Consider the following 21,054-nt stretch of genomic DNA (forward strand, 5'->3'; position numbering starts at 1 on the left):
GCATAATTTACAATTTCAATGGTTTAATACTCAAAGAAATACTCCTGCAGTTTTTTGCTGTCAGTAGTTTGGGTAAGGCCAAGCATTAATAAAATTCTCGCTTTTTGCGGAATTAAATCATCTGCGACAATGGTTCCAAGTTTTTGATCATCGGTTTCGTCAAATAAAGTGACCCTTCCAGACGGTACTCTTGAAGCTCTAGCAACAGCAATTCCTTTTTTAACAGCGCTTGCCGCAGCATCTGAATTTACTTTATTTAGATTTCCGTTTCCTAAACCTCCCGTTACAATTCCTTTTACTCCAGAAGCTACGTACGCATTTATTGCAGTTGCTGGTGCATCGGCATATAATTCGACAACTGCCACTTCAGGTAATGTGGTTAAACCTGTAATATCAAACGGAGTGCTTTTATTGGCTTTTCTTACAGGAGTTTCATAAAGAGAAACTTTTCCGTCATAAACCTGTCCAATTGGACCGTTGTTTGGTGCTGTAAAGGCATTTAAGTGCGTTGTACTGGTTTTTACGGCGCTTCTTCCTGTAAAAATGTATTCGTTAAATACCAATAAAACACCACTGTGCGCCGCTTGTTTAGACGCTGCTAGAGTTACCGCATCGTACAAATTCTTTGGTCCATCTGCGCTTATCGCTGTTGCAGGACGCATAGAACCTGTAATGATTACGGGTTTATCATATCTTACTGTTAATGATAAGAAATAAGCCGTTTCTTCTTGCGTATCGGTTCCGTGAGTGATTACAATACCATCAGCTTCATTATTTTTATAAATTTCGTTGATTCTTTTATTCAGCTTAATCCAAATGTCTACCGTCATATCCTGACTTCCTACATTTGAAATCTGTTCTCCCGAAATTTCTGCAACTTTGTCTATTCCTGGAACCGCCGCGATTAAATCTTTTATTGGCAATTGTCCCGCAGTATAAGCAGAACGATCTGCCGATGCGCCTTGTCCAGCAATTGTACCTCCAGTTGCAAGTATTTTGATTCTAGGTAGTTTCTGAGCGTAAATACCTGTTACTAATAAGACCGATAATAATAAAGTAAATAGATTTTTCATAGATCAAATGTTTATATTTTACAATTCTATTATTTTTTTGAATTTTCCCAGCTGGTTACATATTCCATTAAAATTTTACGGATATTTTTCCCTAATATTAGATAGCTATCAGTTGGAAGATTGGCAAGAGAAACCCTGATACTCCATTCTGGGCCGGCAAAACCGCCTCCATTTAAAAGTACGATTGCTGTTTTTTCTGCCAAACGGAACAATACATCAACGGGCTCAAAATTTGTTTTTAGCCAATTGGCAAAATCTTCACCATAAAAGTGTTTTGCTGCAACCATAACATCAATTTCAGAGTAATATCCTGCTCGCATCGGGTCTTCTAGAATTGGAACTTCTAGTCCTTCCCATAATAAATTAAGACGTTTATGAATGATTGATTGTGTAAGGGTTTTATAAACATCTTGAGTATCTAATAAACAAAATGCAGAGAAAAGCATCATCTGAAATTGTTGAGGTAATGATAATCCTGCCGTGTGGTTTAAAGCCACTTGTCGGCTGTCGGCAACCAGTCGATCAATAAACTTGATTTTTTCCGGTTCTAATGTTAAGCTGGAATAGCGGTCATGCAATTCTTTTTTGAGGGCAGGACTTAAATTGGCAATTTTTTTGTCGAATATATTGTCCTCATGAATGGCTATGGTTCCAAGTCTCCAGCCTGTACAGCCAAAATACTTAGAGAATGAATATACTGTAATGGTATTTTGCGGAATAATGGCCATTAAGGATCTAAAATTATTGACGAATGTTCCATAAACGTCATCAGTAATAATCATTAATTCTGGGTTATGATTTTTTACAATATCAGCAATGTAATTTAGAGTTTCGTTGCTCATTGCAGAAGACGGCGGATTGCTCGGATTTACTACAAAAGCCACTTTGACTGCTGGATCTTTCAATTTGTCCAATTCAGAATTTGGATATTGCCAAGTGTGGAAACCATTTTCGCCAGTTCCGCTTGCTTCTACGTAAACGACATCAAATTTGTATCGATCTAATTCTGGAATTTCGATATAAGGCGTGAAAGTAGGAGTAAGGAGTGCTATTTTATCACCGCGTTCAGTAAGGTGGTTTTGCATAAACGAATCAAAAATATAGCACATTGCCGCAGTTCCTCCTTCAACAGCAAAAATATCGTACTTGCCTTTATCGTTTCCTACACCGCACATTTCCTGCACCAAATAGTCGTGAACTATAATTTCTATCTGACTTAACATACGATCAGGGACTGGATAGTTAAATCCGATTACGGCTTCTATCCATTCGCGAATCCATGCATCACCATCAAAATCATGTTTATCAACACCATATTGGTATGTTTTTTCTAAAAGCGAAGCTCCAGGCGCATCTTTATGTTTTGCTAAAAATGCTTCAAAACGTGAAGCCACTCCGCTTTTGTTTTGTACAATTCCTGCCAGAATGCCTTGTTCTTCCATAACATTACGGCACTCTTCTAATGCAAATTGTCCGAAAAGGAAAAAAGCTTCTCTAGGAACAGTAGCAATCCAGTTTGGGTTTCCTCTTCCAGCGTTTAGGGTTATCGCTGTAGATTTAAGCGCGCTTTCTTCTGCCAGATGAATTAATTCATTTTTAATTTCAAACGGACTTAAAGTTTGAAGTGTTTTCTCGACCTCTCGAGATGTCTTTATTTTTGAAATATCAATTGCCATGATTTAAATTGTTTTAGAGATTATATAAAATTTGATTAACTCATGATTAAAATGATGACGACGCCCCAAATAATAAGCAGCGTATTACCAACTGCATAAGTCACGGTGTAACCCAAGGCTGGCGTTTTGCTTTTTACAGCATCCTGCAAAGCACCTAGAGCGGCAGTGGTAGTTCTTGCTCCAGCAGCGCATCCCAAGGTGATAATAGGGTTGAATTTGAAAATATACCTTCCTATAAGAAGTCCAATAATTAGCGGAATCGCTGTTGCTGCTGCGCCCGCGATAAAAAGTCCCCAGCCAGCTTCTTGAAATCCGACAATAAAACTTGGTCCTGCCGTAATACCCACTACTGCGATAAAAATGTTTAATCCAACATTATTCATAATCCACAATGCAGGTTCCGGAATTCGTCCAAAAGTGGGATGCTGACCTCTTAGCCATCCAAAGAAAAGTCCTGAGATTAAAGCACCTCCGCTAGTACTAAGGCTTATTGGCACTCCGCCAATTTTGACAGTCAATGCTCCAAGCAATCCGCCTAGAACTATTCCTAAGCCAACAAATGCCATATCTGTAGAGTTTGTTGGACGATCTGGATAACCAATATGAGTAGCAACTTGATCGACATCTCGTTTGATGCCCACCAATTCGATCATATCTCCTTTTTGCATGACTGTATTGGGCAATATAGGCATCTGGATTCCAGATCGTTTTAGAGATCTGATTACAACTCCATGCATGTATTTGAGATGACGCAAATCTGCAAGAGTTTTGTCTATCACTTCTTTTTTTACAATTAAGACGCTTAGAACTTCTACTGGAAAATTAAGAAGTTCAACATCCAGAACTTCTTTCTCATTTACAGCAACATAATTCATCATATATTCTCTTCTTCCGCCCAAAGCAACGACATCATTTTCTTTAATTACAAATTTTGGAGTAGCTTCTATAATTTCCTTTCCTCTTCTGATTCGTTGTATAAATAACCGTCTTCCTTTGCTTTCCAACTCATTTTCAACATCTGAAACTGTTTTATTATTGGCATAAGAGTGTGAAGCAATCTGATAGGCATTATAAATAACACGATCGTAAGCAGAGGCAATACTTGGGTCATCGCCAATGGCGTCTCCACCGAGTTGAATTTCAAGTTCTTTTGCTTTTTCTACGAGATTGCCACCTAATAGTTTTGGTCCTATAGAAGCCAACAGCCAAGCCGATCCAGCTGTTCCAAAAATGTAAGTAACGGCGTATGCTACTGGAATTTTATTGATTAAAGCTGTTTTTTGGTCAGCAGGAATCCCCAACTGATTGATAGTATCTGAAGCAACACCAATAACAGCAGATATGGTTTGAGATCCTGCAAGCATACCAGCGGTCAGTCCCATATCGTAGCCCATGATTTTACCTATAAGGTATGGACATATAAGGCATAAGACGCACACTATTGCAGCATAAAGCATTTGAGGCAGTCCGTCTTTTTTTAGACCTCCAAAAAATTGAGGTCCTACGCTATATCCGACGGCAAAAAGAAACATGAGAAAAAAAACGGATTTAACGTTAGGAGAAATCACAATGTCTAATTGTCCGACTAAGACTCCAACAAGTAAAACACTGGTGACGGTTCCTAAGGAAAAACTTCCGATTTTAAATTTCCCGATGAAATAACCTAAAGATAAGGTTAGAAAAACGGCCAATTCAGGATAATCTTTTAATGTAGTAATAATCCAATCCATAATTATTTGTTTTTAGTATAGATGTATCAATAATTGATTATGAAAATCGCAGGAGTAGAAAAAAAGACTGGGGAGCTTTTAAGGACAGATTTTTTAGGCTTCTCAAAATTAGGCTAGAAAGTCAGAATAATTACACAAAAAATAGATAGAGATGTTTCAAATTATAATTTGAAACAAAAAAACTTGCAACATTAAGTTGCAAGTTTTTGTTTGATAATGAGTGTTTTAAGTAAAAAACCTCCAATTGGAGGTTTTTATTTTTAAAGTATTTTTTAGATGTTAAACAAATTTCTTAGATATGATTTTTTATCAAATTAATATTTTTCAACTACAGGCGGAATCCAACTTTCGTCTATAATTGCTTTTTCTCCCCAATATGCTCTTATGTATAATGAAAAATCACCTTTAGGAGCAGGAATCCAATTGCTTTCTTTATCTACACCAGGATTTTTATTGCCAACGTAAAGTGTTAATGAACCGTCAGCATCTTTCTTAAGTCCTTTGTTTTTTGTACCAAGCGAATATCTTTTCAGATCGTTAGGAAAAAAGAAATGTTCAGCGTTATATAATGTCATTGACCAGAAACCTTTAACAGGAGGAAGCACTTTAAAAGTTACTTTATAATTTTGGTTACCATTAAGCTTTTCTCCTTTTGTGGTATTGTCAGTATAGAAATACTGAGTTTCTGTTGGTCTGTTGTCAAATATGTTACTTCTTCCAGAGCTGGTTCGGTTTGTATAATCAAATCCCCATACCGCATTATGAAAAGATCTGTTCCATCCATTTCCAGCAGGTTTTCCGTTATATTTCCATTTCAAATAATCTTTAATGAGTGTCTGGTCTAAAGTAACCGCTTCTTGAACAATTATTTTTTTAATCTCTGGATCTTTTGCCGCTGTTGCCAGTAAGGCTTTAAATTGAGCATACAAAGCTTCTTCCCCTTTTAGTGGCGGTACTTTTTCTAAAATTTCAGGCAAGAGATCGAAGAATTTTTCAGGAACTACCCATTTAATTTCACCTCCGCCAGTACTGCCTGTTGGAATGTTTGGAACTTTACTCCATTCTTTTGTTTTCATTTTTCCATCAAATTCTGAAAGTGGATAGGCTACAATTTGATTGATAACGGGCTGTAAAGCAGCTCTGTCTTGTGGTGTGTCATCTAGAAAAACCCTCGGGATCGCATTTCCTAGTTCGGTTTCAAATTTAATCACGCCTGTAATTCCACTAGGAACTTCTCCTTTCCAGTTAGGGCCGTGAAGAAGATAAAACCCAGGTTTTGTATTGTACATTTTACCAACATGACCAGTTTGTTCAGTTCGAGCGTTATAAAGAGCATAAACCCAAAAACGATCTCCAAAATCTGGAACCTGAATGACTACAGGAGTTTTATCAAGCTCAAAATAACCATAACCATATGCAACATCCTGATTAGGACATGCGACACTGTTTTGTTGTGGCGCTATATAATCAGAAAGCATACAGATTTGCCCAAGAGGAGCACCAGGAAGAACTCCGTTAAGTCTGCCAGGCTCTTTTAATGGACGAAAAGCATTTCTTCTATTAAAAACATTAGCTAACGGATATCCCCAAATATAGGCCGCACGAGCAATTGTTTTGGCATATTCAGGATGCAGAAGAACATCTGAACCTGGAACTTTAATAGAATCTGTACTTAGTGTATCAGATAATTTTTCTGCGGTAGCTTTTTCAGGATTGGTTGTGGATTCTTTTTTGCAACCGGTTAAAATAATTAAAAAGAAACAGGTTGATAATACTAATAACTTTTTCATGTTGACTTGTTTTTTAGGATTATATTCAGTGAGTACTATCAAATTTACAGAATGTCTTCTCAGAAATTTATTTTTTGATGTTGCATATTATAATTTGAAACAAGTTTTTTAAGCCAATATTTAGTTTTTTTAATTTTATGTATTAGTGATATAAAATATAGCATTACTCGCTTCTGATGCGTATATTTGAGAGAATAAAAAAATAAAAGCCATTATGAAGAAAATAGGATTTTTATCATTTGGGCATTGGGCAAATCATCCATCATATAAAACTCGTACAGCGGCAGATACCTTGTTGCAATCTATTGATTTAGCTGTAGCTGCAGAAGAAATAGGAATAGATGGCGCTTACTTTCGCGTGCATCATTTTGCACAGCAGTTAGCATCTCCTTTTCCGTTGCTTTCGGCAGTTGGAGCTAAAACGAGCAAAATAGAAATTGGGACGGGCGTAATCGATATGCGATACGAAAATCCGATGTATATGGTTGAAGATGCCGGAGCAGCCGATTTGATATCAGAAGGACGTTTGCAACTCGGAATAAGCAGAGGATCACCAGAACAAGTTATTGACGGATGGCGTTACTTTGGTTATGAACCCGAAGAAGGTGAAACCGATGCCGATATGGGGCGTAAAAAAGCTTTGGAATTTTTAGATAAATTGAATGGAGAAGGATTTGCAGAACCCAATCCGTACCCGATGTTCCCAAATCCGCCTGGCCTGTTGCGCATAGAGCCACACTCTGAAGGATTAAGAGAACGAATCTGGTGGGGAGCGGCCTCTAATGCAACTGCTATTTGGGCAGCAGAAAACGGCATGCATCTTCAGAGTTCTACGCTTAAATATGACGAAAATGGAAAGCCATTCCATATTCAGCAGGCAGAGCAAATAAGATTATATAAAGAAGCATGGAAAAAAGCTGGGCATCAGCGTGAAGCGAGAGTTTCTGTCAGTCGCTCGATTTTTGCACTCGTCAACGATCAAGACAAATATTATTTTGGCGGACAAGCCAAAGGCAATGATAGTTTTGGTTATATAGAGCAAGACAAAAGAGCAATTTTTGGTAAAAGCTATACCGCAGAACCTGATAAACTGATTGAAGAATTGGCGCAAGACGAAGCTATTCAGGAAGCAGATACATTGCTGTTGACCATTCCGAATACTTTGGGTGTAGATTATAATGTACACATTTTATCTTCTATACTAGAACACGTGGCTCCGGCATTGGGTTGGAGATAGATTCTATTGCTTAAAAAAATAAAATCCTGAATCAATAATTTGGTTCAGGATTTATTTTTAAAAATCAATTCGATTAGCATCCTTTGCCTGTCTGATTTTTGTATTAATAACAACTCCAATGTTTTATTGGTAATGATAAAAACATCGAAGTTGTATATTTTGTTTTTTCGGTTCAAATTCTTTTTAAAGCTTATGCACTACAGAGCATCCCAAGATGCACTTGGATAGTAGATAGAGCTTGTTACAGGAGCAGTCCAATAACTTTGGCTTCCCCCACGGAAAGTGTGGAAGCTTACAGCATTAACATTTCTCTTAGCATCATTAGTTACCCAACGAATCTTTTCATTCAATATCTCTGTTCCATTCACATAATATTTCACATATCCATCTGTATTTGATCCAGTGTTTAGTTTAACAGATATCTGGCAGTTATAAGTTACGCCTTCTTGAATGTAATATTTTTTTCCAAAATCATTACCATATTGTCCAGGCTGATCTCTATAATATACATAAGGCTGAAGATAAGCGCCACTTCCCTTAGCAGTATTGGATCCATTTGGGCAATACCACATAAATCTGGCACTTCCGCCATTTCCATCCCATGCAGCATCACCGCCGGTATTTTGGTCACCGATTAAGATTCCGTATCCACATTTTCCGCCTCGGCTCCAGTAAAATCCGTTATTAAATTTCATTTGGAACCAAACAGTGTAAACGCCAGTTGACCAAACACCATATGATGTGCATAAACCTCCAGGGCAAGACAGCGTATTAGTTTGCAATGTAATTGTCCTAGCTCCAGCTGTACCTTTTGCTGTGGTGCTGCCTTCAAGTGGCGAATTAGATGCTAGAGTATCTTTGCTAGCGATTTGCTGAGCTTCTTTTTTAGAGGTTTGGGGCCCATTCGTGTCTTCTTGTTCCTTTTCGCAAGAAGTAAGTACCAATGCCATGGTAAGTAGCATACTGGTTAATTTTAAGAATTTCTTCATCTTTTTAAATTTTAAGGTTAGTAAAACGATTAATAGTTAGTAATAGATAGTAGATTACAGTATTTGGAACCGAAAGTGTAAAGTTGGATAATAATAATTTTTGGAAGGAGTAATAAAGTACGTTTTTACGTACACAGAAATACAAGCTATACTTTTTGTATATTTTTCTGAAATTTTAAAAACAGCTAGATTGAGTTTTTTTCGCAGAAAGGAGTGTAATATGCTTAGGTTCTTGAGTTAAAAATCAGCAAATTGCTGAATTATAAATTTTTATAAAATAAAATGATTCTTTTTATTAAATTTATGTAGTTATAATCTCATATTAATAAAGTTATTTTTTAATGAGCAATCTTATCTTTTCGAATTATCTGATTATAAGGATTCGCAATCGTAAAAATCTTATCGAATAGATTTTGTCTATTCCGTCAGTATTATTTATGATTCATAGCTCTAACTTTCTCTTTCATTAGTTTGTAATTTAGTAAAAAATAAAAATTTTCAACTATGGACAATCAATCAAATGACATCAGCAAATGCCCTTTTCATAATGGGAGCATGGACAAGCAAGCCGCGACAGGCACGAAGAATCGTGACTGGTGGCCCAAACAGTTAAAGGTAAATATCCTGAGACAAAATTCGGCATTATCAAATCCGCTGAATAAGGATTTTAATTATGCAGAAGCTTTTAAAAGTCTAGATCTTGAAGCAGTGAAGAAAGATTTACATGCTCTTATGACTGATTCACAAGATTGGTGGCCCGCTGATTTTGGTCACTATGGAGGACTTTTCATAAGAATGGCTTGGCACAGCGCCGGTACTTACAGAGTTCATGATGGACGTGGAGGAGCAGGAGCAGGACAGCAGCGTTTTGCACCGCTTAACAGTTGGCCAGATAATGTGAGCCTTGATAAAGCCCGCAGGCTGCTTTGGCCAATTAAACAAAAATATGGACAAAAAATTTCATGGGCAGATTTAATGATCTTAACAGGAAATGTGGCTCTAGAATCAATGGGTTTTAAAACATTTGGTTTTGCAGGCGGACGCGCCGATGTATGGGAAGCAGACGAATCTGTATATTGGGGATCTGAAACGACTTGGCTTGGAGGTGACGAGCGTTATAAAGATGGTTCTGAAGGTGTTCCGAAAGATCATGGCGTTGTTTCATCAGATGATAATGCAGATGGAAATATTCATAGCAGAAATCTTGAAAAACCTCTTGCAGCAGTGCAAATGGGACTTATATATGTAAACCCAGAAGGACCAGACGGAAATCCAGATCCTATAGCTGCAGCCAAAGATATTAGAGATACTTTTGGTCGTATGGCAATGGATGATGAAGAAACTGTAGCGTTAATTGCCGGTGGACACACGTTTGGTAAAACGCACGGAGCTGCTTCTTCAGATCACGTAGGTAAAGAGCCAGAAGCTGCTGGTTTAGAATTGCAAGGTTTAGGTTGGCAGAATAGTTATGGTTCTGGTAAAGGTTCTGACGCCATCACAAGCGGACTTGAAGTGACTTGGACAAAAACGCCAACGCAATGGAGCAATAACTTCTTTGAAAATTTATTTGGTTTTGAATGGGAACTTTCCAAAAGCCCTGCAGGAGCGCATCAATGGGTAGCAAAAAATGCAGAAGCCATTATTCCTGATGCTTTTGATGCCAACAAAAAACATTTGCCAACAATGCTTACAACCGATTTATCATTAAGACTTGATCCAGCTTATGAGAAAATCTCCCGTCGATTTTTAGAAAACCCTGATGAATTTGCAGATGCTTTTGCAAGAGCATGGTTTAAACTGACACACCGTGATATGGGACCGCGCGCCCTTTACCTAGGACCTGAAGTGCCAGCGGAAGAATTATTGTGGCAAGATCCAATTCCTGCAGTGAATCATGCTTTAATTAATGATCAGGATGTAGCTCAACTGAAAGAGAAAATAGTAAACTCAGGTTTAAGTATTTCGCAATTGGTTTCTACAGCATGGGCTTCGGCTTCTACTTTTAGAGGATCAGACAAGCGAGGAGGTGCAAACGGTGGACGTATAAGACTTGCACCACAGAAAGATTGGGAAGTAAACAATCCAACAGGATTAAAATTGGTTTTAGATAAATTAGAAGCCATTCAGAAAGAATTTAATGCTGTACAAGGAGACGGAAAAAAAGTTTCATTGGCAGATTTAATAGTTCTTGGTGGTACTGCTGCCGTTGAAAAAGCGGCTAAAGACGCAGGAGCTTCAGTTTCTGTGCCTTTCGCTCCTGGACGTATGGATGCATCTGCAGAACAGACAGATGTTGAATCATTTGGATATCTTGAGCCCAAAGTAGATGGTTTTAGAAACTACAGAAAAACAAAATCATCTGTTTTGACAGAAGAATTGCTTATCGATAAAGCTAATTTACTGACCCTTACAGCGCCAGAATTGACAGTGCTTTTAGGAGGTCTTCGTGTGCTGGATATTAATGCTGACGGAAGCAAAAATGGTGTTTTTACCACTAGACCAGGTCGCCTGACAAATGACTTCTTTGTAAATCTTTTGGATATGAACACACAATGGCAAGCCGTTTCTAACGATAAAGAACTTTATACAGGAAACGACCGAAGCACTGGACAGCCTAAATGGATAGGAACACGTGCCGATCTTGTTTTTGGTTCAAATTCAGAATTGAGAGCAATTGCAGAAGTGTATGCTGCATCTGATGCACATGAGAAATTTGTGCATGATTTTATTGCCGTTTGGACTAAAGTAATGAATCTGGATAGATTTGATTTGAAAAAATAATATTAGCGAAAAGCAATAAATGTAAAAAGACGCCATAATTGGCGTCTTTTTCTTTTAAGATCCTTGCAAATTAAAAATCAATTTTTCCTTTTTTTATCAGTTTTTGGAAGGTTAAAAGGATTTTTCTGCTTAACTTGTAGAATCCAAAATCAATTCTTATGACTTTAAAAGGACTTATTCTTGTCGGTTTTATACTTGCATTATATTCTTGTGGAAACAAAAAAGAGCAGGAGCTTATTGTGCGCGAAAACTCACTTTTAGAAAGGGAGAAACAGTTTCAAGATAAAGAAGCAGAATACGAAAAGCTGTTAAAAATGAAAGACAGTTTACTGTCTCTCTCTAAAGTAAAAGATACGCTTCCAAAAATAAAAGAATGGCCTGAAAACCTAAAAGTAGTATGGAACAGCAAAATGGTCTGCAGGGAATCGAATTGCAGTAATTATGTCATTGGCGATCAGCGCACTGAAACTTGGGAGTTCCGATCAGATTCGACAGGAATGTATGCCAATGTATTGAGCAATAATGAAATTAAACGAGTTTTTACAGGACAATATCTTGAGAATAAAATAGTGCTGGATTCGGCAAAAGAAGCTTCTGCTAAAAACAAAATAAAAGTGAGCGTGGTACTTGATGATATTAAAAAAAATATAATCAAAGGCACGCAGACCATTACGGGTCAAGATAATTGCATCGCAAAATTCTCAGTTGAACTTACTCCATCCAATAAAAAGTAATTTATGCAGCTGAGTATACATCATATAAGTTTTCCTATTGAAGATCCTTTGTTAAAGTATCTTATCGAGATTATCATTATTTTATGCATTCCGCTTTTATTGAATAAAATAAAAGTGCCGCATTTGCTTGGCCTTATTATTGCCGGTGCGCTTATTGGGCCTAATGGATTTGGAGTGCTTTCTAGAGACAGCAGTGTAGTAGTCACAGGAACTACAGGTCTTTTGTACATTATGTTTTTGGCAGGCTTGGAAATCGATATGGCCGACTTTAAAAAGAACAAATGGAAGAGTATTATTTTTTCTATTTTCACTTTTACCGTCCCGTTTGTTTTAGGACTTATAGGCGGTTATTATATATTAGGCTTTTCATTACTTACCTCAATCCTTTTTGCCAGTCTTTTTTCGTCGCATACTTTAATAGTTTATCCAATGGTAAGCGGTTTAGGAATTGCTAAAAATCTTTCGGTAAATATAACAGTAGGAGGAACGATGATTACCGATGTGCTTTCGCTTCTTGTTTTAGCGGCTGTCGTTGGAATGTCACAAGGTGAAGTTGGAACAGCTTTTTGGGTGAAGTTATCTGTTTCAATGGTTGTTTTTACATTAATTGTATTGCTTATTTTTCCGATAATTGCCCGCTGGTTTTTTAAAAATGTAGAAGATAAAATATCTCAGTACCTTTTTGTACTTGTCATGATTTATCTGGCGGCGCTTTTGGCTGAATTGGCTGGAATTGAATCTATTATTGGAGCTTTTTTTGCCGGATTGGCTTTAAACAAATTGATTCCGCATACTTCATCATTAATGAACAGAGTAGAGTTTGTCGGAAATGCCATTTTTATTCCTTTTTTCTTAATAAGTGTCGGAATGCTGATTGATTTTAATGCCTTTATACAAAGTTGGGAAACATTGTGGGTCGCATCAATTATGCTTATTGCATCTATTGGAGGAAAATACGTTGCCGCTATGCTAACGAAAAAGACATTTAAACTTACTAATGATGAAGGACAACTGATTTTTGGACTGAGTTCGGCTTCTGCGGCAGCTACTCTGGCTTCAGTAATGGTGGGATATAATATAATTATCGGAGAAAATGATGCTGGCGAACCTATAAGACTTTTAAATGAACATGTGCTTAACGGCAGTATTCTTCTTATTCTCGTTTCTTGTACCGTATCATCGTTTGTATCGATGGCAAGTGCACAGCGTATAGCACAGGCAGATAAAGACAATACCGTATCGGGTAAGAACGAAGAGAAAGAAAATATACTTTTGGCAGTAAACCATGAGGCTACTGTTGAAAAAATGGTCAATCTTGGACTGATGGTAAAGTCCTCTGCAAATAAGCAGCTGTATGCTGTAAATGTAATTAACGAAGATGCCAATGAATCTTCTGAAAAAAATGCTGAACGAATATTAGAAAATGCCGTTAAAACCGCTTCTGCTGCCGATATAGAATTGCACCCGATTACCCGTCATGATAATGATATAGCAAGCGGAATAAGCAATGTGATAAAAGAAAAAGAGATTACAGACCTTATTGTAGGGCTAGAGGGAGGAAAAGGCTTTTCGGCTTCATTCGTGTATAATTTGTATAATGGGTATCTCCGAAATAAAAGCATCAACTTGATGGTATATCACGCTGTTCAGCCTGCTGCCACAATTAAAAGATATTTGGTTTTTATACCAGCAGATGCCGAGCTGGATGCTGGATTTTTTCATTCGATGTTAAGAATCTGGAATATAGGCCGTAATTCTGGAGCAAAAATGAGTTTCTACGGAAAAGAGAAAACGCTCAACATTCTAAAAAGAATCGCAAAAAAGGCCTCCATAGAAGCCACATTTGATATTTTCTCAAATTGGGAAAATGCAGAACAGACAGCACTTTCTATTGAAGAAAATGAAGGCCTAGTCATTATGATGGGAGATAGAGGAATGCATTCCTATTTTCCGAGAATGCGAGATATTCCGGATCTATTGAATCATAGATTTAATAATAACAACTATATGCTTATTTATCCTTTTTCTAAAACGGCATTAAGCAATACAGAAAAAAGATCTGTAAGCAGTCACGATGATTTTGCAGAAATAGGAAAAGCGATTCGAAATATTTTTAAATAATGCTTTAGACTTAAAAAAAACTATTTTTTTTAATGGAAAATAACCATGTAATCAGGTATTGTTTTCTGTATTTGACGTCAGTAAATTTGTGGCTAATCAAATAAATACCGATGAAAGTTAACAGTTTAGATGGTTTTTTAGCGATGAAATTAACATTTTTTGAGAATAGAAAAGCAAGTTTAGTAAAACAGATTTTGTATATAATGATGCTAGTTCCATTTCTTGCATTTAGCCAAAAAGAAATAGTCCCTGGAAGTAAAGATATCAATACAAAATATATTAAACCCGAAAAATCGCTCTATACCGTGTATTATGTAAAAGGTACAGAATGGAAAAATATGGGAGCATTGACTTACGATATTTCTTTGGCTAACAATCAGCTGACTTTAAATAATACTTTTACTCCAAAAGACAACGGAAAGCCTACAACAAGAATTAGTACAGCAGATGCATTAACTCTTAAAGCGATTAGTTATTCTGATGAAACAAAGAATGCAAAACTAAACCTTAATTTTGGAGAAACGATTACAGGTAATTTTTATTCAAAGAAAACCAAAAAAGACAAAAAGCTCAAGCTTAAGCCAAAGGAGGAATTTTTTGATTTCAACTGGACTGATCACTTGATTGGAACATTACCATTGGATGTTGGGTATAAAGGTCGTTTTCCGCAATTTTATTACAATGACGAGTCAAATGTTCTTGTTGAATATTACACTATTAAAGAAGTAAAAAGCTTCGTTTACAATTCTCCTCGAACTGGAAAGCATGATTCATGGATTGTTTCAGTTCTGGAAGAAAGTACTAACGCTTATTATAATTATATTATAGACAAAAAAGACCGTCGATTATGGCAGCGCGAAATGTCTACGGCAAATGGAATGTGGGAGATTACTGTTAATGAAGAATTAGATTATCAGCCAATTAAAAATAAATTTAATAAAGAAGAAGTTGCCAGACAGATTTCCAGTGGCAACAGTGTCATAATTGGTACAGCTTATGCAAGATCTGACTCTGGTAAGCGATTGGGAGGTTTGGTCAATACGGCTAAGAAACAATTTGCGCCAAAGGGAACGGAGATTACTATTTTTCCAAGTTCAGCTTATTATGAGGAATGGATAGAAGTCAATAAGAAAATCCGTAAGCAGAAGAAAATGCCAGAAGTCCCTTTGGATAGCGATTTTGGTTACTCAATTAAAAAAGCCAAAGTGTATGACGATCAAGGACATTTTGAATTTGCCGATCTAATGCCAGGAACTTATGTTGTTATGGTAAGTTTTGATTTCACAAACTCGTATAATTATTCGTATGTATCTGGTTATACTAATTATTATAATTATTTTGGCTATCAAGGTTCTACAACAAATTATGGTAGTGCAAGGCAATCTTATACTGATAAAGCTAATATTGAGAAGCGCGTGACGATTGATAAGGATGGGGAAAAGAAAGAAATATACTTAAAAGAGATATAAAAAATCAGAAAGCCGTATTAGGAGAGAGTTTGATACGGCTTTAGTTTTTTTAATTTTCCTGCTCAAATCTGGACATATACATATACCAGTTCCATTCCCAAGAATTTCCGTTATCTTCAGAAAATGCTTGGCTCCATACAGGATTATTTTTGTCTCTGGCATCCCAGCGAAAAATCACAACGATATCTTTTCCGTTAAAAACATCTTTAGTTACAAAATGGCCAACATTATTCTCAAAAGAACCTAATACCGGCGGATCTAGTTTTCCTTCATTAGAATCGGCCCAATAAATACTCCACAATTTGCTTTTCGGATTAAACAATCTTACAGTCATGCCTTCAAATGGATGTCCGTCAAAAGTGGCAAGAAAATTATCAATATTGCCAATTCCATTTAGAACCTTATACATTTCTTGTGTCGATTCAAATTCTGTCCATTCAGTGCAATTGGACAATCTTGAATTGAGTTTTTTATTGCGAAGTTTCCATTTTCCTTGAAAAAAATCAAAATCATCTTTAGATGAAGTAGGAGAAGGCGTGATTATTAATTCTCCATTTGCATCAAAATTTATTTTTGGAATTTCTAAATCTTCAGTTTGCATCATTTTTAGTTGTTTGATTATTAGTCTGCTGGTTTAAAAGTAATAATTTACGATGGATTGTTACCAGTTGCTGTATTGAAAAATTTAATGAAGACGGCATATTGTCAATTGCTTTTTGTTTTGTTTCATACTCACTTTTGTCTTCATAATGGGTTATAGCTACCAAGAGATTTTTATCCTGAAAAACAGGCAGTCTCGGAAAATCGTTCTCTTTCATTTCACTTACCCAAAACGAAATATCAGTAACATCCATAGTTTTCAGAAACGGAATATATTCAATGTCAAATAGTTTTATTGTTTGTTCTAATGTACTGTTGCAGATGTAGAAATCAATAACTGTGATGTGTTTATTGGTTTTAAGATTTGAGCTTTTATACAATGGTTTTAAGAGATAAACATTATCAGAGTTTATCATCATTTCATTGGCTGCTTTTCCGTTTTCTTTCCATACAATGCTTTCACAATAAAAGTCATTTAGAAATTTTATTCTGGTTTCCATGTTTTTAAAGCCACGAAACCAAACAAATCGATCATTTGAGTTCTCAATTTTAAATTCTCCCAAAGTGTAACCGCCTAATTCCTGCATAGGTTCAACAAACTTTGTGTGAAAAAAATTACTGAATGTGTCGGCTAAATTGGGTTTTAGTAAATAATTACGAATCTCCAATACTTTGATATCTTCTGAACCTTCTTGTGTATTATAAGCCATATTATTTCTATTTAAAATGTTTATGCAAAGTAAATTAAATGATATCTTTATGACAAGTAGGCACAATTTTGTATCCTACATACCAAAAACAAAGTAATGCTGATTATCAGTTTGTTAAAATCAAAAAAATGATAAAAAAAAATAAAACCGCTTATTGTCCTGTTGATTATGCTTTTCAAAGAATTGGCGGAAAATATAAAGGAAGAATCTTGTGGTATTTGAAAGATGGCATCATGAGATATGGCGAATTAAAAAGAATTGTAGAAGGAATAACACCAAAAATGCTTACTCAAACGCTAAGAGAATTAGAAGAAGATAAATTAATTATGAGAAAGGTTTATAAAGAAGTGCCACCTCGTGTAGAATATCGCCTTTCGGAAACGGGAAAAGAATTAATTCCGTTTATTGACCAGATGCGAATTTGGGGAGAAAAACAAATGGCTATGGAGTAGCTTTTAAATTTCTTTTTGAAAAATTTTCAATATTAGAAAATGAATCATTTTATTAAAAAAAATATATACTTTTAGTAATTGATTACTAACTGACTAATAGACCAAAAAAACATGAGTTCTCAAAACCCAAAAAACGAAATAAGCCGGCGCAAGTTTTTACAAAATAGTACATTAGCGACAGCTGGAATTTACTTAGGTATTTTAGGCATGCCTAAAGTATTCGGAAATGTCTTGATTGATAAAGATGCTAAAGGCATTCAAGATATAAAGCTAAATAATGGACTAAAAATGCCTATGCTCGGGTTCGGGACTTACGGATTAAGCGGTGAAGTTTGCCAAAAATCTGTGGTCGAAGCCATATCTGCTGGTTATCGCCTTATTGATACAGCAAAAGTATACGGGAATGGAGTAGAAGTAGGCAAAGCCATAAAACAAAGCGGAATTGATAGAAAGCAGCTTTTTGTAACTTCAAAACTATGGGTTGACGATGCTGGTTACGAAAATGCTAAAAAAGGTTTTGAAGAAACGCTAAGAAAATTACAGCTAGATTATCTGGATTTATATCTAATACACCGTCCGAGAGGCGATGTAAAAGGATCTTGGAAAGCCATGGAAGAACTGTACAAAGCTGGAAAAATCAAAGCTATCGGCATAAGTAATTTTGATCCTGCCCAATTGGCTGATCTTTTATCTTATGCGCAAATAAAACCAGTTATAAATCAGATCGAAACTCACGCTTATTTTCAACAGGCAAATGACTATAAAGTGCTAAAGCAGCATAATGTACAGATGCAAGCATGGGCGCCTTTTGCAGAAGGACGAAACGGTCTTTTTACTAACGAAGTTTTGACTCAAATAGCTAAGAAACATGGCAAGACTACCGCACAGGTAAGTTTAAGATGGCATTACCAGCTAGGTATTGTTGCTATTCCGAGGTCTTCTCAAAAAGAACATATTACAGAAAACCTTAATATTTTTGATTTCAAGCTTGACGATGCTGATATGAAAGCGATTGAAAAGTTAGATTTAAATAAAACCCAGTTTCCAGAGTGGAGTTAACATTTTGGTATGAAAACTATAATAAAAAGCCCATTTCTATTGAAATGGGCTTTTCAAGTTTATAATCCTTACTGAATGTTTCAGCCACTTTGAATTTGTTTACTCACGAATAGATGTTTTATCTTCTAGAGTCATTTTGGCAATTTCGTCTTTTCTTTTAAAAGATACGCCATTATGTTTTTTCATATAATTTAATAATTCAGAAACTGTTTGAACCATTTGCGGAGTGCCTCCAATTCTATCATGAAAGCTAATAGACATTTGTCTGCGCTTGAATTCGCTTTCGGCATAAAGTTGGTCAAATTCTGCTTTTACCTGATTAAAGAACTGATCCGTTGAAAAGTTTTTCCCTTCAATCAGAACAATATCATTACAACGAATGGTATATGTAACCACTGCAAAATCTTTTTTATTGGCTTGAATTATAAAAGGTTCATCTCGGCTTAAATCGTCAATATGATAGATAAAACCTAATTCTTGCAGAATTTTAATGGTATTTTCTCCACGTCGAAGCCAATTCGCATTATATCCAACTGGAGTAAATCCGGTTACTTGCTTTATGGCATCGGCACCTGCTTTTATGAATTTTTTCTCTTCATCATAAGGCATGGCATATTGCGAACTCCAGTTCATACCATGAGCAGCAGCTTCATGACCTCGCTGCACAATTTCTTTTGCCAGTTGCGGATTTTGTAAAACAGCTGAACCCACCATATGCGAAGTAACTTTTATTCCATGTTTATCCCAATTGTCCAGCATTCTCGGAATTCCCTCTTTATAACCATATTGATACCAAGTTAATGCAGGCTGATCAATATAGCCTTTTTGCATATTTTGCGGAAACGGACTTTCTGCATTTTCGGGCTGTCCGCCAGCTTCAAACTGCATAGAAATAGAAACCACCAATCTTGAACCGTCTAACCATTTATTTTGTATTTCTGATTCCATTTTTTCTTGTTTTATAGGATTCGAAAATGCATCAACAGGGTTTGTCATTACTGCAGCACCTGTCAAGCCAGCCATTTTTATAAAATCTCTTCTTGTTGTCATTTTTTTGATATTTAGAAATTATCATTTTTTTTAGCAATAAGTTTTTTAAACACATAGAAACAGATATACTTTGCCAAAAAAGACGTTTCACTTAATTTAAATGCATCCCGATAGCTATCGGGACTATGTGTTAGAAACTAGTTTCTTTCAATATTCTTTTCTAAGATTAAAAAATCTATGTTTCTATGTGTTTAAAAATTTGCCAATGATTTAACTTAGAACTTAATCTGCATCGTAACGCCTGTAAAAAACATATCTTTTCCAGTTCCCGCAGCTTTTAAGAAATCCCCCGCTTTAAACCAAGTTGCCTCAACGCGGAAATACAAATACTGGTTAGGCGTATAGATAATTTCACTTTCCAACTGTTTTCCAATTTCTTTTGCGTCGGTGGCATCACCAGGATAAATCATGATCGTGTTCGGACCGTAAATTCCATCTTCGCTGCTATATCTCCAGAACATATCGTAATCAATAACCCAATCGATGTTTTTTGCTAATTCTAAGGCGATGGAAGGATGAAAATCAACTAAATTGGAAGGGCCAATAACAGAAGCCAATCCGAAGTAGGCGCCTCTAGGAAACAATGGATTAAAAGTGTTCAATTGATTGTCGCCATTGGTTTTATCTCCGCTGATTAATTCGACCTTAAAACCAAATTCAGGTTTTAAAACTACAGATGCAAATCGATATCCAGTATTTAGAGAAACTGTCCAAGCTTTGATGTTTTTAGATTCTACATCTCCAAACTGGTAAACCGCTTCGGCATCATAACGCCATTCGTCATATTTTCCCCAAATACGAGTTCCTATAGAGTGGCGCAATTCTTTTCCGCTAGCATCATCAAAATTGGCATTGGCTCTTTGGTAACCCAAATAATAAAGGTCAACATTCTTGATCGCCGGAATTTTATTGATAACAAAATAACTTCCCCAGAATTGTCTTTTTTTATTCGAATAATCATCAAAAATACCATCTTGAGCCACTACATAATGGCTATAAAATAAATCGGTGTGGAAATTATTGTACCCAAAAATTGCTTTTGCAGCATCAAAAGATTGGCGGTTATTTGGCCCATCGCGCACGGCAACCAAACGCTGTGATCCATAACTCAATTCCTGTCTTCCAGCTCTAAAAACCAATTGTTTGTTCTTTTCTGAAAGTATATTAATATCAATAAAACCCTGATGTACTTCGAGCGGATTACTATCCACCGGACTCGGGTCAATTCTCCCATTAGCATTGCTGCTTTGAAGCTGAATAAATGCTCGAAAGTATTTGCTCGAATGAAAATCGGCATGAAGCAAAAGTCGGTTCAAAATGTATCCGTCAGGATCTTGAGGATCATCTCCCCATTTTTCATTTTTGGCATAGAAATATTGATACCTGACTTCTCCTCCAAAACTCAGATAAGTTTCTCCCGAAGAGGAGAGAGGCAGATATTTCATGGTTTTGTACCAGCTTTTTTTGACAGTATCTTTTTGTAAAACCTCATAGTTTTCATCATATCGCAAGGATTTAAAATCTGGATACGATTGTGCCTGAAGTTTCAAACAAATAAGAAATATAAGAATGATTTTTTTCAT

Annotated in this window: 16 protein-coding genes; 7 read left to right on the top strand and 9 right to left on the bottom strand. The window is 36.1% G+C overall.

Annotated features, from left to right (window positions below; translation table 11 throughout):
• Window positions 1–23: 23 nt before the first annotated feature.
• The 4 genes from NU08_RS12640 to NU08_RS12655 form a co-directional block, all read right to left on the bottom strand.
• Entirely contained in the window at window positions 24–1,073 is a 1,050-nt protein-coding gene (locus NU08_RS12640; protein WP_129747499.1) for a type II asparaginase, read from the bottom strand.
• Window positions 1,074–1,102: 29 nt separating this feature from the next.
• Complete coding sequence (aspD, locus tag NU08_RS12645) at window positions 1,103–2,749, bottom strand: aspartate 4-decarboxylase (protein ID WP_129747501.1); 1,647 nt, start codon at window positions 2,747–2,749, stop codon at window positions 1,103–1,105.
• Between the two features lie 35 nt (window positions 2,750–2,784).
• A complete protein-coding gene (aspT, locus tag NU08_RS12650) occupies window positions 2,785–4,479 on the bottom strand; it encodes an aspartate-alanine antiporter (RefSeq protein ID WP_129747503.1) in 1,695 nt (564 codons plus the stop codon).
• Between the two features lie 314 nt (window positions 4,480–4,793).
• On the bottom strand, window positions 4,794–6,269 hold the full coding sequence (locus NU08_RS12655) for a DUF1254 domain-containing protein (RefSeq protein ID WP_129747505.1): 1,476 nt from the start codon (window positions 6,267–6,269) through the stop codon (window positions 4,794–4,796).
• A 214-nt stretch (window positions 6,270–6,483) separates the two neighbouring features.
• Between NU08_RS12655 and NU08_RS12660 the strand changes: the two genes are divergently transcribed.
• Entirely contained in the window at window positions 6,484–7,506 is a 1,023-nt protein-coding gene (locus NU08_RS12660; RefSeq protein WP_008463550.1) for an LLM class flavin-dependent oxidoreductase, read from the top strand.
• Between the two features lie 197 nt (window positions 7,507–7,703).
• Here the strand turns inward: NU08_RS12660 and NU08_RS12665 are convergent, their stop codons facing one another.
• On the bottom strand, window positions 7,704–8,495 hold the full coding sequence (locus tag NU08_RS12665) for a polysaccharide lyase (RefSeq protein WP_129747507.1): 792 nt from the start codon (window positions 8,493–8,495) through the stop codon (window positions 7,704–7,706).
• A gap of 504 nt (window positions 8,496–8,999) precedes the next feature.
• On the opposite strand from NU08_RS12665, the gene katG reads away from it, so the two are divergent.
• From katG to NU08_RS12685, 4 genes are all read left to right on the top strand, one after another.
• Window positions 9,000–11,276, top strand: a complete 2,277-nt coding sequence (gene katG / locus NU08_RS12670) for a catalase/peroxidase HPI (RefSeq protein WP_129747509.1) — start codon at window positions 9,000–9,002, stop codon at window positions 11,274–11,276.
• Window positions 11,277–11,434: 158 nt separating this feature from the next.
• Complete coding sequence (locus tag NU08_RS12675; protein ID WP_129747511.1) at window positions 11,435–12,010, top strand: hypothetical protein; 576 nt, start codon at window positions 11,435–11,437, stop codon at window positions 12,008–12,010.
• A gap of 3 nt (window positions 12,011–12,013) precedes the next feature.
• Window positions 12,014–14,131, top strand: coding sequence for a cation:proton antiporter (locus NU08_RS12680; protein WP_129747513.1), 2,118 nt, complete (start codon window positions 12,014–12,016; stop codon window positions 14,129–14,131).
• Between the two features lie 110 nt (window positions 14,132–14,241).
• Window positions 14,242–15,600 (top strand): hypothetical protein, encoded by a 1,359-nt coding sequence (locus NU08_RS12685; protein WP_242502550.1) that lies wholly within the window; start codon window positions 14,242–14,244, stop codon window positions 15,598–15,600.
• 49 nt (window positions 15,601–15,649) lie between these two features.
• On the opposite strand, the gene NU08_RS12690 is transcribed toward NU08_RS12685, so the two are convergent.
• Entirely contained in the window at window positions 15,650–16,204 is a 555-nt protein-coding gene (locus NU08_RS12690; protein WP_129747515.1) for a hypothetical protein, read from the bottom strand.
• Window positions 16,191–16,910, bottom strand: a complete 720-nt coding sequence (locus tag NU08_RS12695; protein WP_129747517.1) for an NIPSNAP family protein — start codon at window positions 16,908–16,910, stop codon at window positions 16,191–16,193. Before NU08_RS12695 ends, NU08_RS12690 begins: the two co-directional genes overlap by 14 nt.
• Before the next feature lie 131 nt (window positions 16,911–17,041).
• Here NU08_RS12695 and NU08_RS12700 point away from each other — a divergent pair, with 131 nt between their 5' ends.
• Window positions 17,042–17,362 carry a winged helix-turn-helix transcriptional regulator gene (locus NU08_RS12700; protein ID WP_410501065.1) on the top strand — a complete coding sequence of 107 codons (321 nt, stop codon included), beginning with the start codon at window positions 17,042–17,044 and terminating at the stop codon, window positions 17,360–17,362.
• A 111-nt stretch (window positions 17,363–17,473) separates the two neighbouring features.
• Window positions 17,474–18,421, top strand: a complete 948-nt coding sequence (locus NU08_RS12705) for an aldo/keto reductase (RefSeq protein ID WP_207214070.1) — start codon at window positions 17,474–17,476, stop codon at window positions 18,419–18,421.
• A gap of 99 nt (window positions 18,422–18,520) precedes the next feature.
• Here the strand turns inward: NU08_RS12705 and NU08_RS12710 are convergent, their stop codons facing one another.
• Both NU08_RS12710 and NU08_RS12715 read right to left on the bottom strand, forming a co-directional pair.
• A complete protein-coding gene (locus NU08_RS12710; RefSeq protein ID WP_129747521.1) occupies window positions 18,521–19,471 on the bottom strand; it encodes a polysaccharide deacetylase family protein in 951 nt (316 codons plus the stop codon).
• 215 nt (window positions 19,472–19,686) lie between these two features.
• Entirely contained in the window at window positions 19,687–21,054 is a 1,368-nt protein-coding gene (locus tag NU08_RS12715; RefSeq protein WP_129747523.1) for an alginate export family protein, read from the bottom strand.

Origin of the sequence: Flavobacterium anhuiense (assembly GCF_004151235.1) — a bacterium.
Lineage (GTDB): Bacteria > Bacteroidota > Bacteroidia > Flavobacteriales > Flavobacteriaceae > Flavobacterium > Flavobacterium anhuiense_A.

Coding starts and splice junctions, on each gene's coding strand:
- NU08_RS12640 (WP_129747499.1), bottom strand. CDS start 1,073: ATGAAAAATCTATTTACTTTATTATTATCGGTCTTATTAGTAACAGGT.
- aspD (WP_129747501.1), bottom strand. CDS start 2,749: ATGGCAATTGATATTTCAAAAATAAAGACATCTCGAGAGGTCGAGAAA.
- aspT (WP_129747503.1), bottom strand. CDS start 4,479: ATGGATTGGATTATTACTACATTAAAAGATTATCCTGAATTGGCCGTT.
- NU08_RS12655 (WP_129747505.1), bottom strand. CDS start 6,269: ATGAAAAAGTTATTAGTATTATCAACCTGTTTCTTTTTAATTATTTTA.
- NU08_RS12660 (WP_008463550.1), top strand. CDS start 6,484: ATGAAGAAAATAGGATTTTTATCATTTGGGCATTGGGCAAATCATCCA.
- NU08_RS12665 (WP_129747507.1), bottom strand. CDS start 8,495: ATGAAGAAATTCTTAAAATTAACCAGTATGCTACTTACCATGGCATTG.
- katG (WP_129747509.1), top strand. CDS start 9,000: ATGGACAATCAATCAAATGACATCAGCAAATGCCCTTTTCATAATGGG.
- NU08_RS12675 (WP_129747511.1), top strand. CDS start 11,435: ATGACTTTAAAAGGACTTATTCTTGTCGGTTTTATACTTGCATTATAT.
- NU08_RS12680 (WP_129747513.1), top strand. CDS start 12,014: ATGCAGCTGAGTATACATCATATAAGTTTTCCTATTGAAGATCCTTTG.
- NU08_RS12685 (WP_242502550.1), top strand. CDS start 14,242: ATGAAAGTTAACAGTTTAGATGGTTTTTTAGCGATGAAATTAACATTT.
- NU08_RS12690 (WP_129747515.1), bottom strand. CDS start 16,204: ATGATGCAAACTGAAGATTTAGAAATTCCAAAAATAAATTTTGATGCA.
- NU08_RS12695 (WP_129747517.1), bottom strand. CDS start 16,910: ATGGCTTATAATACACAAGAAGGTTCAGAAGATATCAAAGTATTGGAG.
- NU08_RS12705 (WP_207214070.1), top strand. CDS start 17,474: ATGAGTTCTCAAAACCCAAAAAACGAAATAAGCCGGCGCAAGTTTTTA.
- NU08_RS12710 (WP_129747521.1), bottom strand. CDS start 19,471: ATGACAACAAGAAGAGATTTTATAAAAATGGCTGGCTTGACAGGTGCT.
- NU08_RS12715 (WP_129747523.1), bottom strand. CDS start 21,054: ATGAAAAAAATCATTCTTATATTTCTTATTTGTTTGAAACTTCAGGCA.